A 24,668-nucleotide genomic window follows, 5' to 3' on the forward strand; every position below is an offset into this window, starting at 1 on the left:
CACTAGGCTCCCCCTATGTCCGAGGTGGTAACGGGCGACGCCGTCGTCGTCGAGGTCAGGGTGGCACAGCCGCCCATCCGAGCCGTGGCGCTGGCCATCGACATGATCGTGCAGGTCATTTTGATGGTCGGCGTCTTCCTCGCGGTCGGCTTCTCCTCGGTCGTCTCCGACCCCGCACTGGCCGGCGCGGTGTCGATCCTGATCAGCGTGCTGGTGATGGCCGGCTACCCGGTGATCTTCGAGACGGCGACGCGGGGACGCAGCCTCGGCAAGCTGGCGCTGGGCCTGCGCGTCGTGAGCGACGACGGCGGCCCCGAGCGCTTCAGGCAGGCGCTGTTCAGGGGGCTGGCGGGGGTCCTGGAGTTCTGGACCTTCTTCGGCGCGCCCGCGCTCATCGCCTCCCTGATCTCGCAGCGGGGCAAGCGGCTCGGTGACGTGTTCGCGGGCACGATCGTCATCTCCGAGAGGGGGCCGAGCGGGAGTTCGCAGCCCGTGCTGATGCCTCCCGCGCTGGAGGGATGGGCTCGCACGCTGGAGCTCTCGCAGCTGCCAGGAGAGGTGGCGGGGGCGGCCAGGCAGTATCTGGTGCGCTGGCATGATCTGTCGCCTGCCGTCCAGCACGAGATGGGGGTGCGCATCGCCACGCAGGTGGCGGCCTATGTGACGCCACCGCCGCCGCCCGGGGTGCCCGCGCACGCCTATCTCAGCGCGGTGCTGGCCGAGCGCCGGCGGCGGGACCAGGCACGTTATCCACAGGCCCCGCAGAGCCACGGCGTTCGTCCACAGGCTGTGCCCTACCCTCAGCCCGGACCGTACGGCCAGCCGTACGCTCAGCCCCATGCCCCGCAGGTCTCACCCCCGCAGGCGGCTCCGCCGAGCTCCTCCCCGCCGCCGCCCCCCGCTCCGCAGCCGCGCACCACGCCGGGAGGGTTCGCGCCCCCGCAGTGAGCACCTTCGCGGAGACCACCTCCGAGGAGACCGCCTCCGCGGTGAGCGTCTCCGCGGTGAGCGTCTCCGTGGTGAGCGTCTCCGTGGTGAGCGTCTCCGTGGTGAGCGTCTCCGTGGTGAACACCTCCGTTGGTGAGCACCCCCGAGGAGACCGCCTCCGTGGTGAGCGCCCCCGTGGTGAACACCTCCGAGGAGACCGCCTCCGCGGTGAGCGCCCCCGTGGTGAGCCGCGCGCCGCTCTCATGGAGACGGCGCGCGGCCCCGCGTCAGAACGGCAGCTGCGTCTGGGTGTTGAGGATGCTCAGGCGCACCTTGGCCGCCGGGTCGGTCAGCTTGTCCGAGATCCGCAGCACGTCGAACCCCTTCTGGATGTCGCTGCTGTAGATGAACCCGTTGTAGTAGTACGCCGACCACGAACCGCCGATGGAGCGCGGCTTCAGCGGTCCCCTCTCGAAGTAGCCGATCTCCTTGGGCGCCGAGGAGTCGGTGAAGTCCCAGATCGAGACGCCGCCCTGGTACCACGCCTGGACCATGATGTCCTTGCCCTTGACCGGGATCAGCGACCCGTTGTGCGCGACGCAGTTCTCCGACGAATCCTGGTGCCTGGAGATCTTGTAGTAGCTCTTGTGGACCAGCTCGCCGTCCACGATGTCGAAGACGGCGTCAGCGCCGCGCTTGGCGCCGATCGTCGCGTTGCAGGTGGCCGAGGCGCCGCCGCCGAGCTCGTCGGTGAAGACCACCTTCGTGCCCGTGTTGTTGAAGGTCGCCGAGTGCCAGAAGGCGAAGTTCTCGTCGGTCACGGTCGCGGTGACCTTGGGCCGCTCACGGTCGGAGATGTCCATGAGCACGCCGTCACCCATGCAGGCGCCGGCGGCCAGGTTCTTGGAGGGGAAGACCGTGATGTCGTGGCAGCCGCTGGTGGGCAGGAGCAGGCCGCTCTGCTGCTCGTTTCCGCCCTCGGGGAAGAGCACGGGCCTGGAGACCACCTTGGCGTCCGTCGGCTTCTTCAGCGGCACCTTGACGATCGAGATCCGGTCGTGCGGCGGCTTGCACTCGGGGTAGATGTCGGCCGGCATGTACGACGAGACGTACAGGTACACCGACTTGCCCGACTTGTCCGGCACCAGCGTGTGGGTGTGCGACCCGCAGGCCGTCTCGACCGCCTTGATGTACTTCGGCCGCGACTTGTCGCTGATGTCGAAGATCCTGATGCCCTCCCACGACTTCTTGCTCGTGGGCGTGCCGTAGTCGCTCTTGCAGGAGTCGCTGTCGCGAGGGTCGTCCACCGACAGGAAGAGCAGGTCGCCCTTCACCGAGACGTCGTTCTGCGCGCCCTCGCACGTCACCTGACTGACGACCTTGGGCTTGGCCGGATCCTTGATGCTGTAGATGGTGAAGCCGTTGTAGTTGCCCTGGTAGGCGTAGTCGCCCTGGAAGGCCAGGTCCGAGTTGAACGCGTCCGGGCCGGTGAACGCGCCCTTCTTGGGCAGGTTCGCCACGTGCTCGACGTTGGCACTCTTGAGAATCTTGTCAGCCGACTCCGCCTGTGCCGGCATCGTCGCCGCCACCAGAGTCAGGGCCGCACCGGCCAGCACGAGCACACGGCCAAGTCTGGACGCCACCGGGACCTCCCATCGTGGGTTGATGATCAGACTCGACCCACTATGTCACTACGTGTCCCGGAGCATGTCGCCTGATACCTTCCTGATACACCTGCCCTACTTGACCCTTCTGTACTCCAGGTCGAAGTCGTGCTGCCATGACGTGCCGTCCTGCGACATCTCCCATGAGCAGGTGATGGAGGCGCCGTCCGCGCTGAGCGCGCCGGTGAACCGCTGGTTGAAGCCCGGCGCCTCGCGCCAGATGCGCCACACGCCGTCGGCGAAGGTCATCCGGTAGACGCGGTGGACGCCTCGGCCGTCGGCGTAGAGCATGGTGAACTCCTCCGACGCGTCGTCCAGACCGATGATCGCCGAGACGGGAAAGGGCGAGTTGGCCAGCCATTCGGGCGGGGCGTCCTCGGGGAGCTCCGCGTCCGTGCGCTGGAGCAGGAAGGCGCCGCCCTCCATCCACTCGACCACGCTTCTGCCGCCGGCGGTGGGTGTGTCACCCACGGTCGCCCAGATCTCCCATTCGCCCACGAGGGCGTTCAGCCGCTGGAGGGCGGGGTGAGGTTCGCGCATCGCTTCGACTCCCTTCGTCTCTCCCATTCACGCCGCTCCCCCTCACGATGTCGACCCCTGCGGCACGCACATCGGCCGCAGGGGTCGTCAGGTCACACCGCTGGATCAGCGGCCGTGCTCGGGGTACGAAGGCTGCGTCTGGGCGTTCAGGATGTCGAACTTGACGCTCTTCGCCTGGTTGGTACGGGGATCGTTGATGCGCAGGACGTCCAGGCCGAGGTTGAAGTCGGACCCGTAGATGTAGCCGTTGTAGTAGTAGGCCGACCAGAACCCGCCGCTGAGCGGCGGAGCGGTGGTGTCAGGCCCACGCTCGAAGTAGGCGATCTCCTCGGGACGCGACGAGTCGGTGAAGTCCACGACCGAGATGCCGCCCTGGTACCACGCCTGCACCATGATGTCCTTGCCCTTGACCGGGATCAGCGAGCCGTTGTGCGCGACGCAGTTCTCGGTGTCGGCCTGGTGGCGGGCGATCTTGAAGTAGCTGCGGAACTGGAGCTGGCCGCCGACGAGGTCGTAGTAGGCGTTGGCGCCGCGGTTCGGGCCGATGGCCTCGTTGCAGGTGGCGCGGGAGCCGCCGCCGAGCTCGTCGGTGAAGATGACCTTGGTCCCGGCGTTGTTGAACGTGGCCGAGTGCCAGAAGGCGAAGTTCACCTCGTCGCGGACCGTGGTGGTGACGACCGGGCGCTCGCGGTCGGAGATGTCCATCAGGATGCCCTCGCCCATGCAGGCTCCGGCGGCGATGTCCTTCTCCGGGTAGGCGGTGATGTCGTGGCAGCCGGAGGTGGCGGACTTGCCGTTCGGGTACGGCAGCGGCACACCGGCGAAGCCGCCGTCGTCGGGCACGCCGTCGCCGTTGGTGTCACGGGTGGGCGGGAACAGCACCGGGGTGCTCAGGACCGTGGCCCCTGCGGGGTTGTCCAGCGGCACCTTGACGATGGAGATCAGGTCGTGCGGCGTCTTGCAGTCGGGGAAGTCCGCCGCAGGACCGTAGGAGGAGATGTAGAGGTAGACGTGCTTGGCCGCGTCGGCGCCCTTGCCCGGCACGATGGTGTGGGTGTGGGAGCCGCAGTTGGTCTCGACGGCCTTGACGTAGACCGGGTTGGCCTTGTCCTTGACGTCGAAGATGCGGATGCCCTCCCACGACTCCTTGATCCGCGCGCTCTGGCCAGTGCTCTGACAGGAGTCGTTGTTCCTGGAGGAGTCGACGGAGCCGAACAGCAGGTCACCGTAGACGGAGACGTCCATCTGGCCACCGGGGCAGACCACGCTGCTCACCAGGGAGGTGCGCTTCGGGTGCTTGATGTCGTAGATGGAGAAGCCCTGGTAGTTGCCGACATAGGCGTAGTCGCCCTGGAAGGCCATGTCGGTGTGGATGTCGGCCAGGGCGGCCGGCTTGGGCACGTTGGTGACGTGCTCGATGTTGGCGCTCTTGGAGATCTGGCCAGGGGCGGGGATGTCGCTGGCCTGGGCCGGCAGGGCGGTGATCGTTAACGCGACGGCGGTGCCGAGCAGGACGAGGGCTCTACGAGGGATGAACACTCACGTTCCTCCGATAAGGGGGACATAAATGTAAAAATGGTGACGCCCCGATCTCACTCTCAGCTAGCACGCAGTACGTCAAATGTTATTGCGCTTTGCCATCTGTTAGATGATCACGGTTCTGGTTTACAGTTCGCTCTCTCGACTCACGGAGGTCAGGTGCGCGCCGCGCTCGTTGTCATCACCTGTACGGTGGTCGCCCTCTCGGGCTGTAGCGGAGACAGCAGGACCGCCGCGCCCACGGCCGACTCGACGGCTCCGGTGATCGCGCCGGGAAGACCGGGCGAGCCCGCCAGGACGCTGTCGCCGGGCGAGGCCGTCACCGCGGTGCCCTCCCCCACCGCGAACGCGGTGGACGTGTCGTTCATGCAGGACATGATCATTCATCACCGCCAGGCGCTCGACATGGCGATCCTCGCGCCGACGCGGGCCAAGTCGGAGAAGCTGAAGGGGTTGGCCTCCCGCATCAAGGACGCGCAGGGCCCCGAGATCCAGTACATGACCACCTGGCTCCAGGAGCAGGGCCAGAAGGTGCCCGAGCACCACGCGGCGCACGAGGGGATGCCTGGCATGGCGACGCCCGAGCAGATGGAGGCGCTCAAGGCCGCGTCGGGCGTGGAGTTCGACCGGCTCTTCCTGACCATGATGATCGCCCATCACCACGGAGCGATCACGATGGCGACCAAGGTGCTCGGAGAGGGCGCCCACCAACGGATCTCCGAGCTCGCCAGCGACATCGGTGTCGAGCAGACCGCGGAGATCCGCCGCATGCAGGAGATGCAGGCGGCCCTGTAGACGCCCCGCGGGCCTGCGAGGGCGAAGGCGGCTCCCTGGCGCGGGAGCCGCCCCGAGGACCTCAGTGGCCGCGTTCGCGGTACCTGGACTGGGTCTGGACGTTCAGCCGGTCGAACGTCACGCGTCGCGCCTGGTTGACGCGCCGGTCGTCGACCCTGAACACGTCGAACCCGCGGAAGATCTCGCTGCCGAAGATGTAGCCGTTGTAGTAGTAGGCCGACCAGTAGCCGCCGAGCCTGAGCTGGGTGTCGGAGATCGGGCCTCGGTCGAAGAAGGCGATCTCCTGCGGGTTGGCCGAGTCGGTGAAGTCCCAGACCGACAGCCCGCCCTGGTACCAGGCCTGGACCATGATGTCGCGGCCCTTGACCGGGATCAGCGAGCCGTTGTGGGCCACGCAGTTCTCGGTGTTCGTCTGGATCCTGGAGATCTTGTAGTAGCTCTTGAAGACGAGCTTCTTGCCGACGATGTCGAGGATCGCGTCGGCGCCCCTGGTCGGGCCCTCGGCCGCGGTGCAGCGGGCCTGGGTGCCGCCGCCGAGCTCGTCGGTGAAGACCACCTTGGTGCCTGCGTTGTTGAAGGTCGCCGAGTGCCAGAACGCGAAGTTCGTGTCTCTGACCGTGTCGATGACCTTGGGATTCTCCCTGTCGGAGATGTCCATGAGCACGCCGTCACCCATGCAGGCGCCGGCGGCGAGGTCCTTCTCGGCGTAGACGGTGATGTCGTGGCAGCCGCTGGTGTCGGCGAGCAGGTTGGGCTGCTGGGTCCTGTCGTTGCCGCCGTCGGGGAAGATCACCGGCATGTTGACCACGGCGGCCGCGGTCGGGTTGCGGACGGGGACCTTCACCACCGAGATGCGGTCGTGCGGCGGCTGGCAGTCGGGCAGGTTCGCGGCGGGGAAGTAGGACGAGACGTAGACGTAGAAGGCGTCACGCGACTTGCCGGGCACCAGCGTGTGGGTGTGCGAGCCGCAGTTCGTCTCGACCGACTTGACGTACTTCGGGTTGGCCTTGTCGCTGACGTCGAAGATCCGCAGACCCTCCCACGAGCTCTTCACGCTCGGTGACTGACCCGTGCTGGCGCAGGAGTCGTCCTTCATCGAGTCGTCGACGGAGGTGACGAGGATGTCGCCGTAGATCGTGACGTCCATCTGGCCGCCGGGACAGCTGACCGTGCTGACCAGCTTGGGGCGCTTCGGGCGGCTGATGTCGTAGATCGAGAAGCCGGTGTAGCTGCCCACGTAGGCGTAGTCGCCCTGGAAGGCGATGTCGGTGTTGATCTGCACACCGGCGGGCAGATCGAGGTGGGCTTCGTGCCGGATGTTGTCACTCTTGGTGACCTCGTCGGCGGCCGAGGCGGGGACGGGGACCAGGGCGATCGCCACCACGATCCCTGCCACGAGGGAGGATAAGCCACGCAATCTCATGGAGCCTCCAGAGACGGAAATGCCCTGGATTATCCATGTCGTTCAGCGATCAACCAAGTGATTGTCCGGGAACTGTCACGCGAAATCCGGTACGTCAGGAGCCCGTGCGCCAGGAGTGCAGGTAGTCCTCCTGGTCCGCGGTCAGCCGGTCGATCTCGATGCCCGTCGCGGCCAGCTTCAGCCGTGCCACTTCGACGTCGATGTCCTCGGGCACGTCGTAGACGCCCGGCGCCAGGTTCAGCCGCTCGGCGGCCAGCCAGGCGACGGCCAGGGCCTGGGCGGAGAAGGACATGTCCATGACGGCGGCGGGGTGCCCCTCGGCAGCGGTCAGGTTGACCAGCCGTCCCTCGGCCAGCAGCAGCAGGCGGCGGCCGTCGGCGAGCACGTACTCGTCGGTGTTGGGCCGCACGCCCTGGTTGAGCGAGACGGCCATCTCCTCCAGCGCGCGTACGTCGATCTCCACGTCGAAGTGGCCCGCGTTGGCCAGGATCGCGCCGTCCCTCATCAGCGCCAGGTGCTCGGCCCTGATGACGTCGCGGTTGCCGGTGACCGTGATGAACAGGTCGCCCACCAGGGCCGCGGACTCCATCGGCCGCACCTCGTAGCCCTGCAGCGAGGCGTCGAGCGCCTTGACAGGGTCGATCTCGGTGACGATCACGCGGGCGCCCAGGCCCTTGGCCCGCTCGGCGACGCCGCGCCCGCAGTAGCCGAACCCCGCGACGATCACCGTGCGCCCCGCGAGCATGAGGTTGGTGGCACGCATGATGCCGTCGAGCGTGGACTGGCCGGTGCCGTACCTGTTGTCGAACATCCGCTTGGTCCGGGTGTCGTTGACCGCGACCATGGGGAAGCGCAGCGCGCCTTCGGCGGCCATCTGGCGCAGGCGGATGATGCCGGTGGTGGTCTCCTCGCAGCCGCCGCTGACGCCTCCGAGCAGGTCGGTGCGCTCGGTGTGCAGGATGTTGACCAGGTCGCAGCCGTCGTCGAGGACCAGGTCGGGTGCCAGGTCGAGCGCCTGGTGGATGTGGCGGTAGTAGGTGGCCCTGTCGACGCCCGCGCGCGCGTGGACCGCGATGTCGTAGGACCTGAGCGCCTCGGCGACGTCGTCCTGGGTGGAGAGCGGGTTGGAGGCGGCCAGCGCGATCTGCGCGCCGCCGGCCTTGAGCGCGCCCATCAGGACGGCGGTCTCGGCGGTGACGTGCAGGCACGCGGCGATCCTGAGCCCCTCGAGGGGGCGCTCCCTGCCGAACCGCTCCCCGATCGCCGTCAGCACCGGCATCGCGCGGCCGGCCCCAGGCGATCCTCCGCTCTCCCACAACCTCTCCTCCATCCTGTACGGCACAGCCAAGTCGAGCCCACCGTGGTCACCGGTGACCGTCGGTCCATCACGCCACTCCAGCGCGACTCCGGTCCTCGCCGTCACGCCGCCCCACCTTCTCGTCGAGCGAGAGCGTCACGGGCACGTGACGGCGGGCCAACCGCAGCCCCGCTGGGCGGCGCGCCTTCGACGGACGGACCACAGGACCGCGCAGGCGTGGACGCGACCTGCCGTCACGGACGTGGTGGGCCGGACGGGGTGGGCCGGATGTGGTGGGCCGGATGTGGCACGGCGGCGGGCGACCAGAGGACGCCCGCCGCCGCGATGATCGAAGGGATCAGTACCGGTAGTGCTCCGGCTTGTACGGGCCCTCGACGTTCACGCCGATGTACTCGGCCTGCGCCTTGGTCAGCGTGGTGAGCTTGACGCCCAGCGCGTCGAGGTGGAGGCGGGCGACCTTCTCGTCCAGGTGCTTGGGCAGCGTGTAGACGCCGATCGGGTACTCCTCGGTCTTGGTGAAGAGCTCGATCTGCGCGATGACCTGGTTGGTGAAGGAGTTGGACATCACGAACGACGGGTGGCCGGTCGCGCAGCCCAGGTTCATCAGGCGGCCCTCGGCGAGCACGAGGATGGAGTGACCGTCCTCGAAGACCCACTCGTCGACCTGCGGCTTGATGTTGTTCCTGACGATGCCGGGCGTCTTGGCCAGGCCGGCCATGTCGATCTCGTTGTCGAAGTGGCCGATGTTGGACACGATCGCCTGGTGCTTCATCCTGGCCATGTGGTCGGCCGTGATGATGTCGAAGTTGCCGGTCGTGGTCACGAAGATGTCGGCGATGCCGACGACCTCGTCGAGCGTGGTGACCTGGAAGCCGTCCATGGCCGCCTGCAGCGCGCAGATCGGGTCGATCTCGGTGACGATGACGCGGGCGCCCTGGCCGCGCAGCGCGTCGGCGCAGCCCTTGCCGACGTCGCCGTAACCGCAGACCACGGCCACCTTGCCGCCGATGAGCACGTCGGTGGCGCGGTTGAGGCCGTCGATGACCGAGTGGCGGCAGCCGTACTTGTTGTCGAACTTCGACTTGGTCACCGAGTCGTTGACGTTGATCGCGGGGAAGAGCAGCGTGCCGCTCTTGAACATCTCGTAGAGGCGGTGGACACCGGTGGTGGTCTCCTCCGTCACGCCCTTGATCTGCTCAGCGATCTTCGTCCACTTCTTCTCCTCGCCGACCGTGCGGGTGAGCAGGTCGATGATGACGTGCCACTCCTCGGGGTCGCTCTCGGTGGCGGAGGGGACGGCGCCGGCCTTCTCGTACTCGGCGCCCTTGTGGACCAGGAGCGTGGCGTCACCGCCGTCGTCGAGGATCATGTTCGGGCCCTCGCCGCCAGGCCAGGTGAGCGCCTGCTCGGTGCACCACCAGTACTCCTCCAGCGTCTCGCCCTTCCAGGCGAAGACGGGGACACCCTGCGGGTTGTCGACGGTGCCGTTGGGGCCGACGGCGACGGCCCGCGGCGGCGTGGTCCTGGGTGGAGAAGATGTTGCAGCTGACCCAGCGGACCTCGGCGCCGAGCGCCACGAGCGTCTCGATGAGGACGGCGGTCTGGATCGTCATGTGCAGCGAGCCCATGATCTTCGCGCCGCGGAGGGGCTGGGAGGCCGCGTACTCCTTGCGAACCGCCATGAGGCCGGGCATCTCGTGCTCGGCGAGCCGGATCTCCTTGCGGCCGAAGTCGGCAAGTGAAAGGTCGGCGACCTTGAAGTCCATCTGTTTACCCCTCGCGAAACGAAGTTGTCGCCGTCGAGTCTAGGTGGGGCCGTTTCGTGTCGCATCCCGAGGGGGTTGAATCTTCCACAAGAATGTAAGGATGCGCATCACAGAGGCAGCCAGGCGGTTGGGGATGTCCCCTCGCATGCTCCGTTACAGGGAGGCGCTCGGGCTCCTGCCACCGGTCAGGGAGCGCGGAGCGCACCGCAGGTTCAGCGAGGACGACCTCACGGCGGTGGCCCAGGCGGTGGAGCTGGAGCGGCGTTTCGACGTCTCCCCCGCCGAACTGGCCTTCGCGCTGCGGGCACTGAGCGAGCCTGGGGTGGCGCAGGCCGTACGGGATCTGGGGCTGCGGATCGGGCGGCTGCAGGCTCCGAGGCGGGCCCTCGACTTCGAGAAGGAGAAGGCGCTGCGATTGCTGCAAACCAGAGGCCCTCGCAGGCCGTCCAACGGAGTATGAAAGAGCTCATCCTCGCCACCGCCCTCGCCCTGACGCCCGCCACGGCCACAGGCCCCACCGTGAAGGTCTACTTCTCCGCCGACCTCGGCATTCCCGGCAAGGTCGTCGCCGTCAGCAGGAAGGCCCCCGACAGCGGGGTCGCCAAGTTCGCCGTCCAGCAGCTCATCAAGGGCCCGACCAAGGCCGAGCGCAAACGCGGGTTGCACTCGGAGCTCGGCCGTCAGATCAAGGGCAGGTCGGACTGCGGCGCCGACTTCCAGCTGAAGATCAAGCACGGCACCGCGACACTGCGCTTCTGCCGCACGGTGATGGGGCTCGGCGTCGGCGCCGACGCCCGCATCCTGCACACGATCGACAGGACGCTGCGCCAGTTCGCCAGCGTGAAGAAGGTCGTCACGCTGGACAAGGGCGGCCGCTGCCTGTTCGACCAGACCGACGCGGGCACCTCCTGCGTCACCGGCCACGAGTAGGGCCTCGTGGCCGGGCTCGCCTGACGGGGCCTACTTGACGGGAGCCCTGTCGAGGTCGGGTTCGAGGTAGATGACCCGCGCGATCGGGACCGCGGCGCGGATGCGCTGCTCGGCCTCGTCGATGCCGCGGGCCACGTCGGCCGCCGTGTCGTCGTGGTCGACAGCGATCTTCGCCGCCACCAGCAGCTCCTCGGGGCCCAGGTGCAGCGTGCGCATGTGGATGACGCGCGAGACCTCGGGCGCCCCTTCGAGCGCGGACCTGATCTGCGTCTCGACGTCGGGCGAGGCGCCCTCGCCCAGCAGCAGCGACTTCGTCTCGATCGCCAGGACGATCGCGATGACCGCGAGCAGGATACCGATCATCAGGGTGCCGATGCCGTCCCACAGGCCGTCTCCGGTGATCACGGCCATGGTGACGCCGAACAGCGCGAAGATCAGACCGAGCAGCGCGCCGAGGTCCTCCAGCAGGACCACGGGAAGCTCGGGCGACTTGGAGTGGCGGATGAACGACACCCAGCTCTGGTTGCCGCGGACGAGGTTCGACTCCTTGATCGCGGTCCTGAAGGAGAAGATCTCGGCGATGATCGCGAAGATCAGCACGCCGAACGCCCACTGAGGCGACTCGACATCGCCTCTTAGTTCGATCTTGTGGATGCCCTCGTAGATCGAGAACACCGCGCCGACCGTGAACAGCACGACCGCGACGACGAAGGCGTAGAAGTAGCGCTCACGGCCGTAGCCGAACGGGTGCTCCTTCGTGCGCGCCCGCTGGGCGCGCTTGCCGCCGAGCAGCAGCAACGCCTGGTTGCCCGAGTCGGCCACCGAGTGGATCGACTCGGCCAGCATCGAGGAGGAGGTGGTGAACAGGAAGGCGACGAACTTCGCGACGGCGATCGCTAGATTCGCGGCCAATGCCGCAATGATCGCTTTGGTCCCACCACTCGCGCTCAACGTATATCTCCACTCGTGCCACTGAAAATCCCGGGAAGGGGATCTTATTGGGAAGTTCGCGACTTTAGCTCTGTGATAGCCGTCACCGGCGTCGGATCGATGCCATACCCAAGAGCGAGGTAAGCACTCGCATAGTCTCCGAGCTCGATGAGGGTGGCCAGCCTCTCGAGCGGATGGGCGCCCTCCGCGGCCAGCTCGCTGACCGGCACGTCGCGGTCCTCGACCACCCTGAGCAGGGAGATCGGCCGCTCCTCGGGCTCGCGCAGCACGACCAGCCTGATAGTGCGGCCCGCGCTCTCGGCGAAGATGTCGCGCTCGGCCAGCGGCCCTTCGACCACGCCCAGCTGGTTGTGGCCCGCCTCGGGAAGCGCGCCCCACTGGGCCGGGTACTTGGCGTTCTCGTACAGTTGGAGCGCCAGCCGGTGCGCCGCGACCGCCGTCAGCGGTGTGGCGCCCCAGATCACCGGCACGCTCTCGGCCAGCTCCATCGCCAGCGCCTTGCCGGGGTTGACGAACGACTCGCTCGAGGGACGGCAGCGGTTGGCCATGTCCTCCAGGCCCTTGGCCACGCCCTCGAACAGGTCGGGATCCGTCTGAACCAGCCCCAGCGCGCCCGCCGCCGCGACCAGCGGCACAGCCATGCCCCAGAGGTTGGCCCGCGAGGGCCCGTTCGCCTCCACAGGGACGAACAGTGCGGACGCCTGCGTGGCGATGGCGTGCAGCGGTGAGTCCTGCGCTCCGACCGCGAGCAGCGAGGCGCCCCGCCGTACGGCCTCGGCCGCCACCGCGAGCGTCTCCGCGGTGCGTCCCGAGCACGACACCGCCATGACCAGGTCGGTGGCGCCGACCCAGCCGGGCAGCCTGCCCGACCGCACGGTGATGACGGGAAGCGGCGCGCCGTACCCGCAGATCACCGCCAGGATGTCGCCGGCGAGCGCCGCCGAGCCCATGCCGGTCACCACGATCGCGCGCGGCCTGCCGTCCTGGGCCAGCCGCGCGATGTCGGCCTCGCCGGCGTTGCGATGAGCGGTGCGCACCTGGGCGGCCGCGGAGGCGACCACGGGCAGCATCGCGCCCGGGTCGCCCGCCGACAGCAGAGCCTGGTCATCGAGCCGCTCGGGCTCCCAGATCACGGCTTCCGCGCCTCGTCCACGAGCAGGACGGGAATGTCATCCCTCACCGGGTAGACCAGGCCGCAGCCGGTACAGGCCAGCTCGTCCGCGTCGAGCTCCGCGCGCAGCGGGGACTTGCACGCCGGGCACGCCAGGATCTCCAGCAGCCAGTCGTCGATCTTCACTGTTCAGCTCCTCACAGCAGCGAGGACTTCGTCCCTGATCGCTGCCATCTGGCTCTCGTCGGCCGCCTCGGCATTCAGCCTGAGCAGCGGCTCGGTATTGGACGGACGGAGATTGAACCACCAGCCTGACCCCGTCACTGTCAGGCCGTCGAGCTCGTCGACCTCACCGCGGCCCGCGAACTGCTCGCGGACCTTCACCAGGGCCTCGCGCTGGTCGGCGACGGTGCTGTTGATCTCGCCGCTCTCGGTGTAGCGGGAGTACGGCGCCAGCACCCGCGACAGCGGCTGCTCCTGCTCGCCGAGAGCGGCCAGCACGTGCAGCGCGGCCAGCATGCCCGAGTCGGCGAACCAGAAGTCGCGGAAGTAGTAGTGGGCCGAGTGCTCCCCGCCGAAGACCGCGCCCGTGCGGGCCATCTCGGCCTTGATGAAGGAGTGACCGACGCGCGTGCGCAGGGGTACGCCGCCGTGCTCGGCGATGATCTCGGGGACGGCGCGCGAGGTGATGAGGTTGTGGATGACCGTCGAGCCGGGATGCTTGGCCAGCTCGCGAGCGGCGACCAGCGCGGTGATCGTGGAGGGCGAGACCGACTCGCCGCGCTCGTCGATCACCCAGCACCTGTCGGCGTCGCCGTCGAAGGCCAGCCCCAGGTCGGCGCCGCCCTCGAGCACGGCCCTCTGCAGGTCGCGCAGGTTCTCCGGCTCGATCGGGTTGGCCTCGTGGTTGGGGAAGGTGCCGTCGAGCTCGAAGTAGAGCGGCGTCACCTCGATCGGCAGCCCCTGGAAGACGGCGGGCACGGTGTGGCCGCCCATCGCGTTGCCCGCGTCGACGGCCACGCGCAGCGGCCTGATGCCCGACAGGTCGACCAGCGTGCGCAGGTGCTCGGCGTAGCCGGTGAGCAGGTCTTTCTCGATCGTGCTGCCCGGCTTGCCCGCGGGGATGCCGCTCTCGAGATAGGCGGCGGCCCTGTCGCGGATCGCGGTCAGCCCGGTGTCGGTGCCGACGGGCACGGCCCCCGCGTGGCACATCTTCATGCCGTTGTAGCGCGCGGGGTTGTGGCTCGCGGTGAACATGACGCCGGGCAGGTCGAGGCTGCCGCTGGCGTAGTAGAGCAGATCAGTGGAGCCGAGCCCCGCGTCGATCACGTCGGTGCCCCTGCTGGTGGCGCCGCGGATGAACGCGTCGGCCAGCGCGCGCGAGGAGACGCGCATGTCGTGGGCGAGGACGGCCTGCGCCGCGCCCGTCACGTCCGCGAACGCCGCCCCCACGGCCTCGGCGGTCTCCTCGTCTAGCTCCTCAGGCACCACGCCGCGCACGTCGTACGCCTTGAAGATCTTGGAGAGATCGCCCACTCGCCCGCCCCTTGGTGGTCGCCTGTCTGACTGAGACGAGCCTACTAGCGCTCCCGGTGGGGTTGGGCGGAGCGAAGGACACGCAGGTGACCTCGGCGGCCCACCTCGACGCCCTGGCCGACCGGCTCCGTGCCGCCGGACGGCGCGGGGCGCGCCGCCTCACGGACGGCGTTGGCCAGCGCTTCGAGATCGTCGGTGCTCGGGCTGCCGCCGTCCGTCGGCAGGCGGACGACCTCCCACCCCCTGGGGGCGGTCAGCCGTTCGGCGTGTTCGGCGCACAGGTCATAGCAATGTGGCTCGGCGTACGTCGCCAGTGGGCCGAGAACCGCGGTCGAGTCGGCGTATACGTACGTGAGCGTGAAGACGGCGGGCTGACTGCAAGCAGTGCGGGAACAGCGACGGACGGGGCTCACGGAGGGACCGTATCCGGTAAGAGTGCGAGGCGCCACTACCTGAGCGCTCTTAACGAGCGTGTCGCCACAATTCGGACACCTGTCACAGCGTTTACACCCACCTGTACCGATGGGGGGCCCTGATTGGGTGCGTCCGAAAGCTTAAGCTTGAGTGGTGACACCGACGCGTGGTCCCCGGCGGCGTGACCGCCATGGTCGCGGGCTTCGCGGTCCGCTGGCCCCTTCCTACGTCCCCATCGCCCGCTCACGCAGCGAGCGCTTCGACGACCTGGTGCTCGACGCGGTCGACAGGCTCAAGCCGCAGTGGGGCAAGCAGCTGGCGGCCGTGGAGTTCGCCGTGGAGGAGGTGCCTCCGGTCAGCGAGCTCGGCGACGGCCCCGGCCGGCTCGGCTCCGAGCCGATCCCCTTCGGCAGGGCCGACACCGCCTCGGGCGCCGATCCGGCCTCCGTGGTGATCTACCGGCGACCGCTGGAGGCTCGGGGCCCGCGACCGCGACATGCTGGGCGCGCTCGTCCACGACACGGTCGTCGAGCAGGTGGCCACGCTGCTCGGGCTGTCGCCCGAGACGGTCGACCCCGGCTACGACGAGCGCGGCTGAGCACCGGGCAAGCCGCCTCTCAGGGCAGCACGACGGCGGGGTCGTCGGTGTAGGTGGGCAGCAACGTCCAGATCCTGCCCTGCGACAGCGGCTGGGCGGTGATCAGCGTCCCCGCCCCGGTCCGTTCGCTCGTCACCCGCCCGCCGTAGACCTGTCCCGACACCGGCGTCACCACCAGGCCCGTGCCCGCCTTGACCTTCACCACCTTGGTGCGCGAGGCCGGGACGTCCACTGTGGCCGTGCCCACCTTCACCCGTCCGGGACCGCCCACGGCGGTGAGCACCAGCGACGAGCCCTTGCCGTTGTCGGCGACGGCGCCGCCCAGGTCGAGCGGCGGCGTCCCCGCGCTGAAGGCCACGTCCACGGAGGTGGAGATCACCATCCCGGCCACCACGGGCACGTCCGAAACGAGCTCCACCGCGGCCGCCTGGCCGTCGAGGCCCTTGGTCAGCTCCATGACCGCCACGGTTCCGGCGATCACATCGAGCGTTTCACGCCCCTTCATCGCATAACTGCCGTCCGTGGTCACCGCCCGCACCTGGACGGCGGCGTCCAGCTTTCCCGGCGCGGCCACCAGGAGCTCCCGCTTTCCCTCGCCCGAGGGGATCCCCGGCACCACGACCCGCGTGGCGGGAGGGGCCGAGGCCGGCAGCCAGTCCACCCCTCGCCCGTCCATCACCGCTCTCGCCGCCACCGCGAGCCTGCCGGTGCTCGTGGTCACGCCGACCGCGGTCACGGTGGCCGAGGGGGCGAGCTCGTTCAGATCGAGTTCGACGTGTGCCCCGGGCTTGACGGTGATCCCCCGCCCCGCGTCGCTGGGCACGGGTCCCTCGGCCGAGTAGACCAGCACGTCGGCCAGCGCGGGCGCGGCGTCGGCGTTGGTCAGGTGCAGCGTGACCCCTGCGGCGGAGGGGCCTGGCCCGATCAGCCACGTGGTCCCCGCCGGCTCGGTGCAGCGCACCCCGGCCAGGCCGCGCGAGCGCCCCTTGGCCGTCTTCGTGCCGAACGACGCCTCCAGGCCCTGCGCCGCCTTCCCCGTGGCCTTCACCACGACGGGCCCGTCTCCCTTGACCGGCTCGCGCCAGAGCTTGCCCGGCTCCTTGACCTGGGCGGACCCGACGGTCACGGTCCCCTCGCCCGGCGCGCTCAGCACGGCCACCTCGGCGCCGCGAGGCGCGGGGCAGACGGCCACCACCGACTCCACGGCGACCTTCTGCGGGCCCCTCGCGGGCGGCGCCTCCTGTGCGGGACGTGTCAGGAAGGCCAGGCCGTACAGCGCGCCGAGCGCGATCAGGACCAGCGCCACGAGGCCGAACCTGTTCTCCACGAACCCCTTCATCGGGCCACCGCCACCACGAGAGGATCGGCCGTGCGGGCGCCGGGCGCGGCCAGGGCGAGCACCAGAGCGGTGAGCGCGGCCTGCGCCCACAGCATGGGCACGCGCAGCGGATCCTCCGGCGGCGCCTTCACCCGCGCGGGCGGCTCGACCAGGCGCCACACCCCTTCACCCTCCGTCAGGCTCAGATGGGTGAGCTGCGGCTGGGAGTCGAGCGCGCTGGTCACCCCCGGCGCCGGTCGCACGACGGCCACGTGGGTGATGCCGAGGGCCGCCAGGGTGGCGGCGTCGGTGCCGCCGCGCCCTGCGACCAGGCCTGCCGCCGCCCTTGCCACCTGGTCACGGGCCTGCCGCGGCACCGGGAGCTCGGCCTCGCCCAGCAGGGGCGTACGGCGGTGCAGCACCGTGAAGGAGTCTCCACGCAGCAGGAGGGTCCTCGACCCCTCGGCCAGCGCCGGCATCGGGTCGGGCGTCGAGCCGCTCAGCGGGCCGCGCGTGCCCGAGGCGATCCAGAAGCCGGCGGCCAGCACGGGCGTGCTGAAGGCGACGGCGACCGCGACCACCGCGACCAGCCTGCGCAGCCCACCCGCCGCCCGCAGTTCGGCCAGCCGGTGCGCGGTCAAGGCGACCAGCACGAGCAGCCCCGTCGCGGCGAAGGCCAGCGGGATGCCCGGCCACGCCCTGGCCGCCTCGCCTCCCGCTGCCGAGGTGACGGTCACCCGGCTGACCAGGATCGCGGCGAGCACGCCGTACACGGCCACGCCCCAGCCGATGGCGACGATCATGCGCTGGCGGCGCAAGAGCAGGGCGGCCAGCGCCGTCGCGATGAGCCCCGCGGTGACCCAGAACGGCGGCAGCCCAGGCCCTCCGGGGCTGAAGGTGAGCAGCGCGTGCGGCGGCAGCGCGGGGTCGATCAGCGACGACCTGTGCAGCCCGGCCTCCAGGAGCAGCTGGCCGGGGTGGTCGGCGAAGCCGCGAAGCCAGGGGTAGAGCAGCACCGGCGGCACGGCCAGCGCCGTGGCCAGCTGCCGTACCCTGCCGAAGGCGATCATGGCCAGCACGCCGAGCACCGCGAGCAGCACGTACACCAGCGGAGCGAAGGCGGTGCCCACGGCCAGCAGCAGGCCGAGCCCCCAGCCCGCGCGGCGGGCCCTGCGTGGCTCGGCCGACAGCAGCTGCACGCCGAGGCCCGCGTAGACGGGCAGCAGCACGAAGACCACGGCGGTGCCGAGCCTGCCCGCCGCGATCGCGCCGGTGGCGACGGGGAGCAGCGCGTAACTGGCCGCCAGCCAGATCCTCGCAGGAACGGCGGGGATGATCGTGCGGGTGGCGAGGTAGGCGGAGGCGCCGGCCAGCGGGACCGAGCCGAGCAGCAGCACCGAGACCCCGAGCCACGTCTCGCCGAGGAACAGCGTGGAGACGGCGGCGACGACCGCCACGTACGGCGGCGCCCACGCGCTCGACCCCAGCCCCGTGTCGTGGAAGCCCTCCAGGTAGAAGCGCCACAGGTCGGCGGCCTGTCCGACGACCGGCACCAGCGCGCCGCCGCCCAGCAGCGGGCCGCCGAGCACGTCGCGCTCGGCGACCAGCGCGACCACGGTCAGCGCCAGCGTGAGGAGCACGCCGGGACGGCTGAGGAAACGCCGGAGGAAGCCCGCGTCGTCCGGGATGAGGTCGTCCTCCTCACTGGGCGGCGCGACGACCGCGTGGTGACGGCCGGCCGACTCCACCGGGCCCTCCCCCGCCAGGAAGCCCTGCACCAGATCGGACAGGCGGCGGTAGGCGGCTCCGCGCGGAGTCAGCAGCTTCTTTATCGCGAAATATCCCTGTTTTCGGCCGTGTTTGCGGGCGCGTCTCGCCTTGATCAGGCGCCCCGGATGCAGCAGCACCGAGCCGAGGGCCGCCACCTCGTCGTAGGCGTTGGCCGGCTGCTTGGCCACGACGAACAGCAGCGTGGCCATCATCGAGCCGAGCACGTTGCGCACCAGCGCCCAGAGCATCGCTGTGAATGGCAGATTCGCCATGACGACGAACATCGCGTTGCGCCGGTCGAGCCGTCTCGGATGGTCGCCGCTGGCGGTGATGCGCCGCCTCCTGCGCGCCGCCGCCTCGGCGTGGTAGGCGACCGCGCGCCTGACGTTGACGACGCGATGACCCGCGTTGCGCACCCGCCAGCACAGGTCGAGATCGTCACGGAACAGTTCGAGTGAGGGGTCGATGCCGCCGACCCGCTCCCACACGTCGCGGCGCACGAGCATGCCCGCCGACGAGACCGACAGCACGTCGCGGTCGCCGTCGTACTGACCCTGGTCGTACTCACGCGCTTCGAGGCCCGTGTCGCGCCTGCCCGACCTGTCGACGGTGACGCCGACCTCGACCAGCAGCTTGCGGTCCATCCAATCGCGCAGCTTCGGGCCGAGAACCGCCGCCTTGGGGTCGCGCTCGGCGGCCATCAGCAGGTGCAGGAGCGCGTGCGGATCGGGGGCGCAGTCGTCGTGGAGCAGCCAGATCCACTCGTCCTCTGCCGCCTCGAGCTTGCCGAGGACCTCGGCCACCGCCGCGCCGAAGCCGGTCGAGCGGGAAAGGCGCAGCACGTTGCCCGCGCCCAGCGCGCGTTCGAGCAGGTCGGCCGAGCCGTCGCGGCTACCGTTGTCGGCGCCGACCACCCTGTCGGCGGGGCGGCTCTGCCCCAGCACCGCACCCAGCGTCTCACCCAGCCAGCGGGCTCCGTCGTGAGCCACGACGATGGCGGTGACGAGCGGTGCGGACATCGGCGCGGCTCCAACCAGGGGGATGATCAGCGCCGGACACCATAACAGTCGAAAGGGTCACGCGGCAGACAGCAGCCGCCGCGTGACCCTTGTGAATATTCCTAGACGGCCGCCTTCTTGATCCTTCGGCGTTCCCGCTCGGACAGCCCACCCCAGATGCCGAACCGCTCGTCGTGCTCGAGTGCGTATTCAAGACACTCGGCCCGCACCTCGCAGGAACGGCACACCTTCTTGGCCTCTCTGGTGGAGCCACCCTTCTCCGGGAAGAACGCCTCAGGGTCAGTCTGCGCGCACAGTGCACGCTCCTGCCAGCCGAGTTCTTCAGCGTCAAGCTGTTCCTGTGCGATGACCACCAACTCGGTCACTGCACACCTCCCTGCCGCCCGCCCGCAATGGAGCCCCCCATGAACGCCTCCTTCATACCCACCCTGGAGGCGTAACAACATGGCTGTAATTACACGCGCGTGCCGTAGGTAACGTCAAGCGGCATGCCGGTATCCGGGGAAAGACCCTCTCGCCCCGGTGTGCTTGCCATGTGCTGTTCGGGACCGGCCGAAACCGGATTCCATGGCCTTGACGTGACTTCATCAACGCTGTCAGCGGTCGGAACCGTACCAGGGCAGGCTTGACGCCCGCCCAGGGCCCACCTTCTCTCTATCCCGTGTTGACCGAAGTCTTACCGGCGCGGATCGTTCGGCGTGTAGATCGCCGTGGGGTCGATCGGGTCGTCACCAGGGCGGTAGCCGCTCTGGTCGAACCTGAGCGTCGAGTCCGCGTGCGGCCCCTGCTGGTAGGGGGTCGCCGGCGGGGTCTGCGGGTGGCCGAACGGGTCGTCGTACGACTGCTGGTACGGCTGCGCGGGGTCGAAGTGCAGTTGCGGATGGGTGCCCGCGGTGGACTGCTGGTAGGTCTCGGCCTGCTGGTAGGCGTGCAGCATCTGCTGCGAGCGCGGGTCGACGGGCGGGTCGGGCTCGCCGTAGTGCGGCTGGGCCTGCTGGGCGTACTCCTGAGCCGAGTAGCCGGTGAAGGGGCTGCCGCCCTGCGGTTCGAAGGCGGGAGGCTGCTCGTAGTAGGGCTGCTGAGACTCCTGCGGCTGGTACGGCGACCCCTGCCCCGCCTCGGACGGCTGGTAGCCGTCGGCCGCCCGGTAGGGCTCGGACTGCTGCTGGTAAGGCTCGGGCTGCTGGTAGTGCTCGGGCTGCTGGAAGGACGAGCCCGGCGCGGTGTCGGCCGGCTGGTAGGGCTGCGGCTCGTAGACGTTCGGTGTGCTGTGCGACGGCGTGTAGGCGTTGGGCAGGCTGTCGGCGGGCACGTAAGGGGCCGGCTGGTACTCCTGCGGCGGCGCGTACCCGTTGCTCGGCAGCGTCTCCGAGGGGGTGTAGCCGCTCGGCTCCTGCTGACCGTAGGAGCCCTGCTCCTGCCGGCCGTACGAGCTCTGCTCCTGCGGCGCGTACGGGTTCGGGTCCGCGGCGTAGGCGTTCTGCGGCGTCTCGGCCGGCGTGTAGGCGGCAGCCTGCGGTTCGGGCTGCTGCACGGGCGTGGGCGCGGCGGGCAGGGCGGGCAGCTCGTGCCTGGGCGGCTGGTAGGCCTCCTGCTGGGGCTGCTGGGGAGCCTGGGCCTGGGACGAGTGTATATGGGCGGCCTGGTGGCCCTGCTGGTGCGGCTGGGAGTGCTGCGGCGGCTGGTAGGCCTCGTTGCCGTAACCGTGCTGCTCGTAGCCCTGCGGGGCCTGGCTCTGCGGCTGCTGCTCGTAGCCCTGCTGCTCGTGACCGCGCTGGTCGAAGCCCGGCTGCTGCTCGTAGCCCGGCTGGCCGCCGTAACTCGGCGGCTGCTGCGCGTAACCGGCGCCCTGCGGTGCCTGGCTCGGCGACTGCTGGCTCGGGGGCTGGTGACCCGGGACCTGCTGGCTCGCGGGCTGCTGGCTCGGGGGCTGCTGGCCGTACTGCGGCTGTGCGGGGGGCTGCTGGCCGTACGGCTGGCCGCCCGTGGCCGGCTGCTGCACCGGCGGCTGCTGGGCGTAGCCCTGCTGGGGGTACTGCTGGCCGTACCCGCCGAACGCGGGGGCGGCGGGGCGTGCGGTGATCACCTGCGGCAGGAGGTAGACCAGCGCGAGGGCGGTGAGCGCGAGGGTCGGCACCCCCTGCACCACGAAGGAGAGCAGGCTCATGAAGCCCATCCCCGAGAACAGACCGAGGAGCAGCGCGATCGCGCCGAAGAAGGCGCCGGCGGCCAGCGTGCCCGCCGCGCCGTAGGCGACCGTCTTCGCCTTGGGCGTCGGGTCGCCGAACCTGGTGACCAGCACCACGGCGCCGACCGCGAGGGCGGCGGCGACCGGACTGGTCAGCTCACCCTGCACCAGGCGCGCACGCACCAGCAGGGAGGTCATGGTCCCCGACTCCGCGACCAGCATCTGCAAGAGCGCGATGAGAACGTTTCCCGCCGCGACCGCAAGCATGATCCATGCAGCCGGCTCTCTGAGTCGGCTGACGTCTATTTTGCTCACTCGTTACCCCCAGCTGGTGGCTTACCACCCGAGGGGAGTTTGCCACATACCTGACTTTGGTGGCGGGAGTCCCAGCAAGCTCATCTATCCCAATAGTCCCCGATCAGCTCTAATACACCGAAATTTCAGGACAACAGGAAGGGAAGGCTGCCTCTCCAGACAGGTTGTCGGAGGGGGGTGGAAGACTGGCCGCATGCGTATCGTGTCCCTAGCCGGTGGCATCGGCGGAGCCCGCTTCCTGCGCGGCCTGCGTGCCGCCGTCCCCGACGCCGAGATCACCGTCATCGGCAACACCGGTGACGACATCACCCTCTTCGGCCTGCGGGTCTGTCCCGACCTCGACACCGTGATGTACACACTCGGCGGCGGCATCAACGAGGAGCAGGGCTGGGGGCGTGAGAAGGAGAGCCACGTCGTCAAGGAGGAGCTGGCCGCCTACGGCGTCGAGCCGCAGTGGTTCGGCCTCGGCGACCGCGACTTCGCCACCCACATCGTGCGCTCGCAGATGCTCGAGGCGGGCTACACCCTCTCCCAGGTCACCGAGGCCCTGTGCGACCGGTGGCAGCCGGGGGTGCGGCTGCTGCCGATGAGCGACGACCGCTGCGAGACCCACGTCGTCATCACCGACGAGCAGGGCCGCCGCGCCGTCCATTTCCAGGAGTGGTGGGTGCGCCTGAGAGCCTCGGTCCCCGCCGAGTCCATCGCGCTCGTCGGCGCCGACACCGCCTCACCCGCCCCCGGCGTGCTGGCGGCCATCGAGGCCGCCGACTTCGTGATCCTCCCGCCGTCCAACCCGGTGGTGAGCATCGGCACCATCCTGCAGATCCCCGGCATCCGCGAGGCTCTGACCGGCAAGACAGTCGTGGGCGTCTCCCCCATCATCGGCGGCGCGCCCGTGCGTGGCATGGCCGACGCGTGCCTGACGGCGATCGGCGTGGAGACCAGCGCGCAGGCGGTGCTGTCGCTCTACGGGTCCGACCTGCTCGACGGCTGGCTCGTCGCCCCCGAGGACTCCTCGGTCGCGCTCGAGGGGGTGCGGGTGGAGGCCCGTCCGCTGCTCATGAGCGACCCCGACGCCACCGCGGAGCTCGCCCGCGCCGCCCTCACCCTCGCCCAGGAGCTCAGCCGATGACCCACCCCGCTTCCTCCTCCCCGCAGGGCTTCCAGGTCTTCGGCGTCCACGGCATCGGCGAGGTCCGCCCCGGCGACGACCTCGCCGCGCTGTTGAAGGCCGCGCTCCCGCCTGGCGAGGAGCTGCGCGACGGCGACATCCTCGTCATCACCTCCAAGATCGTCAGCAAGGCCGAGGGGCGCGTCCGCCCGGGCGCCGACCGCGCCGACGCCATCGCCGAGGAGACCGAGCGCGTCGTCGCCAGGCGTGGCGACACCGTCATCTCGCAGACCCGCCACGGCTTCGTCATGGCCGCCGCGGGCGTCGACGCCTCCAACACCGAGCCCGGCACCGTGCTGCTGCTGCCCGACGACTCCGACGCCTCCGCCCGGCGCGTCAGGGCGGCGCTCGGCGGCCGGGTCGGCGTCATCATCTCCGACACCTTCGGCCGCCCGTGGCGCCACGGGCTCATCGACGTGGCCATCGGCGCGGCGGGCGTGCGCCCCCTCGAGGACTTCAGGGGCGGCACCGACACCCACGGCAATCCGCTCAACGCCACCGTCACCGCGCTGGTCGACGAGGTCGCCGCCGCCGCCGAGCTGGTCAAGGGCAAGCTCGACGGCGTGCCCATCGCGGTCGTGCGCGGCCTCGGGCACCTGGTCACCGACGACGACGGGCCTGGCGTCAGGCCGCTGATCCGCCCCGCCGACGAGGACATGTTCCGCTACGGCTCGCGCGAGGTGGTCTTCGCCCGCCGTACGATCAGGCAGTTCTCCGCCGACCCCGTCGACCCCGAGGCCGTACGGCGGGCGGTGGCGGCCGGCATCGCGGCCCCCGCGCCGCACCACACCACACCGTGGCGTTTCGTCCTGGTGGAGTCGGCCGACACCCGGCTGAGGCTGGTCGACGCCATGCGCGAGGCCTGGATCGCCGACCTGAAGGGCGACGGGTTCAGCGAGGAGTCCATCGCCAAGCGGATCCGCAGGGGCGACGTGCTGCGCGAGGCGCCGTACCTCGTGGTGCCGTGCCTGGTGATGGAGGGCTCCCACACCTACCGCGACGACCGCCGCAACGCCTCCGAGCGGGAGATGTTCGTGGTGGCGATGGGGGCGGGAGTGGAGAACTTCCTGGTGCAGCTGGCCGTGGAGGGGCTCGGGTCGGCGTGGGTGTCGTCCACGATGTTCTGCCGTCCGGTGGTCAGGCAGGTGCTCGACCTGCCCGACTCGTGGGACCCGATGGGGTGCGTCGCGGTCGGCCACGCCGCCGCCCCTCCCCGCGACCGCGCCCCCCGCGACGCCGCCGACTTCATCCTCACCCGCTGACGCCCGGCTGACTGGAGCGCGGCCACCCCCGTTTTCGGGAGGAGAGCCTCCTCCGATCTCCCCCGAAACCCCCCCGCGCCCGCAGATTTCGGCGACCTGAGCCTCTGGGGGTT

20 protein-coding genes and 3 pseudogenes are annotated in these 24,668 nt (G+C 69.8%); 7 read left to right on the forward strand and 16 right to left on the reverse strand.

Annotation, left to right across the window (positions count from 1 at the left end):
- Positions 1-15: 15 nt before the first annotated feature.
- On the forward strand, positions 16-948 hold the full coding sequence (locus FHR33_RS20140; protein WP_183649968.1) for an RDD family protein: 933 nt from the start codon (positions 16-18) through the stop codon (positions 946-948).
- Between the two features lie 266 nt (positions 949-1,214).
- On the opposite strand, the gene FHR33_RS20145 is transcribed toward FHR33_RS20140, so the two are convergent.
- The 4 genes from FHR33_RS20145 to FHR33_RS50420 all read right to left on the reverse strand — a co-directional run bounded on the left by FHR33_RS20145 (position 1,215) and on the right by FHR33_RS50420 (position 5,038).
- Positions 1,215-2,570, reverse strand: a complete 1,356-nt coding sequence (locus FHR33_RS20145; RefSeq protein ID WP_183649970.1) for an LVIVD repeat-containing protein — start codon at positions 2,568-2,570, stop codon at positions 1,215-1,217.
- 96 nt (positions 2,571-2,666) lie between these two features.
- Positions 2,667-3,131: a hypothetical protein gene (locus FHR33_RS20150; RefSeq protein WP_183649972.1), complete on the reverse strand. Its 465-nt coding sequence runs from the start codon at positions 3,129-3,131 to the stop codon at positions 2,667-2,669.
- 105 nt (positions 3,132-3,236) lie between these two features.
- The gene (locus FHR33_RS20155; protein WP_183649975.1) at positions 3,237-4,670 is read right to left on the reverse strand and encodes an LVIVD repeat-containing protein; all 1,434 of its coding nucleotides are present in this window, start codon (positions 4,668-4,670) and stop codon (positions 3,237-3,239) included.
- A 155-nt stretch (positions 4,671-4,825) separates the two neighbouring features.
- Positions 4,826-5,038 (reverse strand): hypothetical protein, encoded by a 213-nt coding sequence (locus FHR33_RS50420; protein WP_246452015.1) that lies wholly within the window; start codon positions 5,036-5,038, stop codon positions 4,826-4,828.
- A gap of 7 nt (positions 5,039-5,045) precedes the next feature.
- Between FHR33_RS50420 and FHR33_RS50425 the strand changes: the two genes are divergently transcribed.
- On the forward strand, positions 5,046-5,465 hold the full coding sequence (locus FHR33_RS50425) for a DUF305 domain-containing protein (protein ID WP_246452016.1): 420 nt from the start codon (positions 5,046-5,048) through the stop codon (positions 5,463-5,465).
- Positions 5,466-5,526: 61 nt separating this feature from the next.
- Here the strand turns inward: FHR33_RS50425 and FHR33_RS20165 are convergent, their stop codons facing one another.
- From FHR33_RS20165 to ahcY, 3 genes and pseudogenes are all read right to left on the reverse strand, one after another.
- Positions 5,527-6,888 carry an LVIVD repeat-containing protein gene (locus FHR33_RS20165; protein ID WP_183649981.1) on the reverse strand — a complete coding sequence of 454 codons (1,362 nt, stop codon included), beginning with the start codon at positions 6,886-6,888 and terminating at the stop codon, positions 5,527-5,529.
- 94 nt (positions 6,889-6,982) lie between these two features.
- Positions 6,983-8,204, reverse strand: a pseudogene (locus tag FHR33_RS20170) (adenosylhomocysteinase).
- Positions 8,205-8,543: 339 nt separating this feature from the next.
- Positions 8,544-9,972: pseudogene (gene ahcY / locus FHR33_RS20175) on the reverse strand (adenosylhomocysteinase).
- Positions 9,973-10,072: 100 nt separating this feature from the next.
- Here ahcY and FHR33_RS20180 point away from each other — a divergent pair.
- The gene (locus FHR33_RS20180; protein WP_183649984.1) at positions 10,073-10,432 is read left to right on the forward strand and encodes a MerR family transcriptional regulator; all 360 of its coding nucleotides are present in this window, start codon (positions 10,073-10,075) and stop codon (positions 10,430-10,432) included.
- Positions 10,429-10,902 carry a GerMN domain-containing protein gene (locus FHR33_RS20185; RefSeq protein ID WP_183649989.1) on the forward strand — a complete coding sequence of 158 codons (474 nt, stop codon included), beginning with the start codon at positions 10,429-10,431 and terminating at the stop codon, positions 10,900-10,902. Before FHR33_RS20180 ends, FHR33_RS20185 begins: the two co-directional genes overlap by 4 nt.
- A 30-nt stretch (positions 10,903-10,932) precedes the next feature.
- Here the strand turns inward: FHR33_RS20185 and FHR33_RS20190 are convergent, their stop codons facing one another.
- From FHR33_RS20190 to FHR33_RS20210, 5 genes are read right to left on the reverse strand one after another with little or no spacing between them, the layout of a single operon-like run.
- Positions 10,933-11,853: a cation diffusion facilitator family transporter gene (locus FHR33_RS20190; RefSeq protein WP_183649992.1), complete on the reverse strand. Its 921-nt coding sequence runs from the start codon at positions 11,851-11,853 to the stop codon at positions 10,933-10,935.
- A gap of 44 nt (positions 11,854-11,897) precedes the next feature.
- Positions 11,898-12,986, reverse strand: coding sequence for an SIS domain-containing protein (locus FHR33_RS20195; RefSeq protein ID WP_312895631.1), 1,089 nt, complete (start codon positions 12,984-12,986; stop codon positions 11,898-11,900).
- Positions 12,983-13,150, reverse strand: a complete 168-nt coding sequence (locus FHR33_RS20200) for a Trm112 family protein (protein ID WP_183649995.1) — start codon at positions 13,148-13,150, stop codon at positions 12,983-12,985. The genes FHR33_RS20195 and FHR33_RS20200 overlap by 4 nt, the downstream gene beginning before the upstream one ends.
- Before the next feature lie 3 nt (positions 13,151-13,153).
- Positions 13,154-14,500, reverse strand: a complete 1,347-nt coding sequence (locus FHR33_RS20205) for a phosphomannomutase/phosphoglucomutase (RefSeq protein ID WP_183649998.1) — start codon at positions 14,498-14,500, stop codon at positions 13,154-13,156.
- Positions 14,501-14,544: 44 nt separating this feature from the next.
- Positions 14,545-14,913 (reverse strand): DUF3499 domain-containing protein, encoded by a 369-nt coding sequence (locus FHR33_RS20210; RefSeq protein ID WP_183650001.1) that lies wholly within the window; start codon positions 14,911-14,913, stop codon positions 14,545-14,547.
- Positions 14,914-15,127: 214 nt separating this feature from the next.
- Here FHR33_RS20210 and FHR33_RS20215 point away from each other — a divergent pair.
- Positions 15,128-15,512: pseudogene (locus tag FHR33_RS20215) on the forward strand (metallopeptidase family protein).
- Between the two features lie 19 nt (positions 15,513-15,531).
- On the opposite strand, the gene FHR33_RS20220 reads toward FHR33_RS20215, so the two are convergent.
- The 4 genes from FHR33_RS20220 to FHR33_RS20235 all read right to left on the reverse strand — a co-directional run bounded on the left by FHR33_RS20220 (position 15,532) and on the right by FHR33_RS20235 (position 22,035).
- Positions 15,532-16,851: a DUF5719 family protein gene (locus FHR33_RS20220; RefSeq protein ID WP_183650004.1), complete on the reverse strand. Its 1,320-nt coding sequence runs from the start codon at positions 16,849-16,851 to the stop codon at positions 15,532-15,534.
- Positions 16,848-19,619: a glycosyltransferase family 2 protein gene (locus tag FHR33_RS20225; protein WP_183650007.1), complete on the reverse strand. Its 2,772-nt coding sequence runs from the start codon at positions 19,617-19,619 to the stop codon at positions 16,848-16,850. The genes FHR33_RS20220 and FHR33_RS20225 overlap by 4 nt, the downstream gene beginning before the upstream one ends.
- A gap of 101 nt (positions 19,620-19,720) precedes the next feature.
- Positions 19,721-19,975 carry a WhiB family transcriptional regulator gene (locus FHR33_RS20230; protein WP_221241942.1) on the reverse strand — a complete coding sequence of 85 codons (255 nt, stop codon included), beginning with the start codon at positions 19,973-19,975 and terminating at the stop codon, positions 19,721-19,723.
- 320 nt (positions 19,976-20,295) lie between these two features.
- Positions 20,296-22,035: a hypothetical protein gene (locus FHR33_RS20235; protein WP_183650013.1), complete on the reverse strand. Its 1,740-nt coding sequence runs from the start codon at positions 22,033-22,035 to the stop codon at positions 20,296-20,298.
- Between the two features lie 280 nt (positions 22,036-22,315).
- Here FHR33_RS20235 and cofD point away from each other — a divergent pair, with 280 nt between their 5' ends.
- Positions 22,316-23,254 carry a 2-phospho-L-lactate transferase gene (gene cofD, locus FHR33_RS20240; RefSeq protein ID WP_183650016.1) on the forward strand — a complete coding sequence of 313 codons (939 nt, stop codon included), beginning with the start codon at positions 22,316-22,318 and terminating at the stop codon, positions 23,252-23,254.
- The gene (locus tag FHR33_RS20245) at positions 23,251-24,555 is read left to right on the forward strand and encodes a coenzyme F420-0:L-glutamate ligase (protein WP_183650019.1); all 1,305 of its coding nucleotides are present in this window, start codon (positions 23,251-23,253) and stop codon (positions 24,553-24,555) included. The genes cofD and FHR33_RS20245 overlap by 4 nt, the downstream gene beginning before the upstream one ends.
- Positions 24,556-24,668: the final 113 nt, after the last annotated feature.

The organism is Nonomuraea dietziae, from assembly GCF_014195505.1.
GTDB lineage: Bacteria > Actinomycetota > Actinomycetes > Streptosporangiales > Streptosporangiaceae > Nonomuraea > Nonomuraea roseola.